Below are 3,996 nucleotides of genomic sequence, written 5' to 3' on the forward strand. Positions count from 1 at the left end.
TACGAAAATGCACGAAAAAAGGCAGAAACGGTCATCAACGCTAAAAAATACAGCCTATATCCTGATTATGGGAAGATGTTTACCGATCAGAGTGCCAATAACAATTCCGAGAGCCTCTTTGCCTTACAGTGGGTAGCATCAGGGGGATATGGTGTCGGCAATCCCATCCAGGCCTATGTTGGTCCCGAGCCATTATTGAAAGAAACCACCGGAGCCGGCTGGTCGGCTATTATCCCGTCAATCGATCTATTGGACAGCTATGAAGTGGGCGACAAACGCAAAGGCTGGTCCATTATGGAGCAGGGATTTCATCGGGATGACTGGAAAAATTCAGCCTTTCCGAACGGCTTTACCTACGATACCACATGGATGAGCTCCAATGACAATGCACGGAAGATAAAAACAGGTACCCGTTCCAACGCCCTGAAATACGTGGTCGGGCCGGGCGGAGGCGGTCAGGATGTCAATGGTACCTCCACGAGCATCTGTACCTACATCTTGCGCTATGCCGATGTATTACTGATCTATGCGGAGGCCGTATTGGCTGATCAGGCCCGGAGCACGGATGCCAAAGCACTGGCTGCTGTCAACGAAATAAGACACCGTGCCGGACTGGGCACCTCACGCGACCTGACGGTATTAACCCCAGCGAATATATTACATGAGCGACGGGTAGAATTTGCATTTGAGGGAGATTATTGGTTTGACATTCAACGCCAAGGATTTACGAAAGCCAAACAGCTGGTCGAAGCGCAGGAAAGAGGCACCTATAGTGCAGCGGGCAAGCCATTGGTGGATCATCTCAGTGTTACGCTCAGCAGTGAAAGCAAGTTATATCTTCCGATCCCGACAACAGAGGTGGTCAACAATCCAGAGCTGGCCAAACCCGCTGTTCCTTATAAACCTTAATATTATGAAAAAACTTATGAAGACCTTATATCACTACGTCTGCATCCTCGTAATAGCATGCTTTGCATTTGTTTCCTGTAAAAAAGACGATAAGCTGTCACCCTCAGGAAATCCCCAAGCTGATCCATTGGAAGTGACATCCGGTCCTCCGGGTACGGTAATCGTACTGACCGGCCAGGGGCTTGCGGGTATGAAATCCATTGTTTTTGAAACGGGAAATGTTCCTGCCGGCTTCAATCCAGCTTTTAACAATGACCATGCGCTGGTATTCCGTGTACCGGACACAGCGGCAGCAGGGCAGCAGGACATCATCCTGACCAATATGCTAGACAAGCAATTACGGGTTCCCTTCAATGTCACACCGTTACCTTCCGTTGCCACAGTTTCAGACTACAACTTTACCCCTGCGGTCACCCAGCTTAGCCTGAGCGGCAACTATTTAAATGATGTAACGGAGGTGACGCTGACCAGTACAGGTGCCAAGGCCACCATCGTGAGCAAAAGTCAACGTCAGCTGGTGGTGACGCTACCGCAGACAGAAGTCAGCAGAACAAAGCTCGATATCAAAAGCGAAGCTGGAGAAATTACGACAACGCAGGAATTTGTCAACGTTAATCAGGCTTTCAGACTCTTTACGGATACCTATCAAAATGGTTTTGAAGGCTGGGGCTGGGGAGCTGTAACAATTAGCACGACAACGTTCAAGTTGGGAAATGCAGCTTCAAAAATGGTTTACGGCAAAGGAGGCTGGTCAGCCAATGGCATGGCCAACTGGGGCGAGGGCATGGCCAAGAATGCCGACTTAAAATTTCTTTCCTTCTGGATTAAAGGCGGTTCGCAGGACTATACGCTCTATCTTACCAGCGACGGGCGCGCTGCGGGTTTTGGAAATTCCGATAGATCCACCCCCATCCACGTGCCGGCAGGCGTATGGACCTATGTTCGCCTGGATCTCGCGGATATCGGTCTCTGGAGCAAGGGCAATGCCTTCAAACAGCTCGGTCTATGGATCGAGGGACCCGATGCACAGGATGAAACGTTCTATTTAGACGACGTTATTTTCTTTAAGTAGCAGGTCAAAATCATTATTGCTGCGGCATTTGGCCCCGGTCAAATGCCGCTCAGTAAAAATCGTCGATTATTCGGCGAGCTAGCACCCCTTACAAATGATGAAGCATATAAAAATTTTTACGGTAGCAGTGATCCTATGCCTGCTCCATCAAAGCGGGATTTCCCAGACCGCAGTACAAAGGCATGGTAGCCTCCGTATAAAACAGGGAAAAATAGTAGACCAGCATGACAAGATCGTCCAATTGCGAGGCATCAGTTTTTCCTGGAGTATATGGGGCGGCAAAAAGTACTATACCCCAGCAGTCGTTGACCGGCTGGTCGACGATTTTAATGTCAACTTGATCCGTGTTGCACTGGCCGTGGAACCGGACGGTGGCTATCTGCAATCCCCCGAAGAGCAATTTACACTGATCAAGAACGTTGTCGATCGGGCATTGCAGCGGGGCATCTATATCCTGATAGACTGGCACGATCATCATGCGGACCGCAATATCAATCAGGCCAAAGCTTTCTTTACCCGGATGGCAGAGCAGTACCCGGATCATCCACAGCTTATTTATGAGATCTGGAATGAGCCCGAAAGAACGACCTGGCAAGTGGTCAAGTCCTATGCTGAGGAGCTGATCCATACGATCCGCAAGGATGCCAAAAACAATATTATTGTCGTCGGATCTCCGCATTGGGATCAAGATGTGGATAGTGTGGCCAATGATCGGATTCAGGGCTTTAATAACATTGCGTATTCTTTTCATTTCTATGCGAGCGATCCGAATCATCAGGAGCAGCTGAGAGACCGTGCTCAGAAAGCAATCGGGCAACAATTGCCTTTGTTCGTTACCGAATGGGGCGTAGGAGAAGCCGATGGCAATGGTCAGTTTGATCTGAAAAAGACGAAGGTCTGGCTCGACTGGATGGAACACAACCAACTCAGCTGGGCAAACTGGAATCTGACGGATAAGGACGAAACAACCGCTTTGCTTAAACCGATGGCTCCCCCGCATGGCCGTTGGAAAAAACAGCATCTTACCCCGGCGGGGCAATACATCAAGGCGCAATTGAAAACACTTAACCCCTAAAACATGAGAATCTTCTTATTTTTTAATTTACTCATGCTGGGGCTGCAGAGCTGGGGACAGCAGCAACTGATTGATAAAGATGCAACGCTACAAACACAGGCGCTGTATAAAAACCTTAAAAGATGGGCTGGCAGTCAAGTATTGTTCGGCCAGCAGGACGCTACAGCGTACGGACATGGATGGCAGGGAGATAGAGACCGATCGGACGTAAAATCCGTCACCGGTTCGCATCCAGCTGTCATCGGCTTCGACTTTATGGGTTTTTCAGGTCAATCTCCCAAAGCCATTTCCGAAAATCAGCAGCTGCTCCTGCAACAGGTCACCGATACATACAACCGTGGTGGCATTACGACCATTTGCTGGCATTTGAACAATCCGGTTTCCAATGATGGTTTTTACTGGAACGACTCCACATCCATAGCGGCGATGGCCGCCATAAAACCAGGTGGCACACATCACCGGCACTATAAAAAACTGCTGAAATCCATAGCGTCATTTGCACATCGTGCCAAGGGACAGGACGGAGTAGCAATACCTATTATTTTTCGTCCTTTCCACGAATTTGACGGAGACTGGTTCTGGTGGGGAAAAAAATATACCTCGCGCGAAGATTTTATGGCCGTCTGGCGATTTACGGTAAGTTATCTCCGGGATCAATTGAAGGTACATAACTTTATTTATGCCTTTTCGCCCGACTGTCAATTTAACTCCGAGCAGGAATTTTTGGAACGTTATCCAGGCAATGACTGGGTAGATATCGTTGGAATGGATAATTACGCAGATTTTGGCCGCGATGGGCATTATGATCTACCGGCAGCAATCCATAAACTCAAAATCTTAAGTTCCTTTGCGGAAAAGAACGGTAAAATTTCCGCATTAACGGAAACAGGTCTGGAATCCATTCCCAATCCGCAATGGTGGAACGATGTATTGCTGAAAG

The 3,996-nt window shown here is 48.5% G+C and carries 4 protein-coding genes; all 4 read left to right on the forward strand.

Annotated features, from left to right (window positions below):
* Positions 1-909 (forward strand): RagB/SusD family nutrient uptake outer membrane protein (locus VN105_RS23305; protein WP_325644739.1); only part of this gene is annotated, 909 nt, incomplete at its 5' end.
* A gap of 4 nt (positions 910-913) precedes the next feature.
* On the forward strand, positions 914-1,981 hold the full coding sequence (locus VN105_RS23310; protein ID WP_325644741.1) for a hypothetical protein: 1,068 nt from the start codon (positions 914-916) through the stop codon (positions 1,979-1,981).
* 94 nt (positions 1,982-2,075) lie between these two features.
* Positions 2,076-3,056 carry a glycoside hydrolase family 5 protein gene (locus VN105_RS23315; RefSeq protein ID WP_325644743.1) on the forward strand — a complete coding sequence of 327 codons (981 nt, stop codon included), beginning with the start codon at positions 2,076-2,078 and terminating at the stop codon, positions 3,054-3,056.
* A 3-nt stretch (positions 3,057-3,059) separates the two neighbouring features.
* On the forward strand, positions 3,060-3,996 hold a 937-nt coding region (locus VN105_RS23320), incomplete at its 3' end, for a glycoside hydrolase family 26 protein (protein WP_325644745.1).

Origin of the sequence: Chitinophaga sp. (assembly GCF_035564935.1) — a bacterium.
Classification (GTDB): Bacteria; Bacteroidota; Bacteroidia; order Chitinophagales; family Chitinophagaceae; genus Chitinophaga.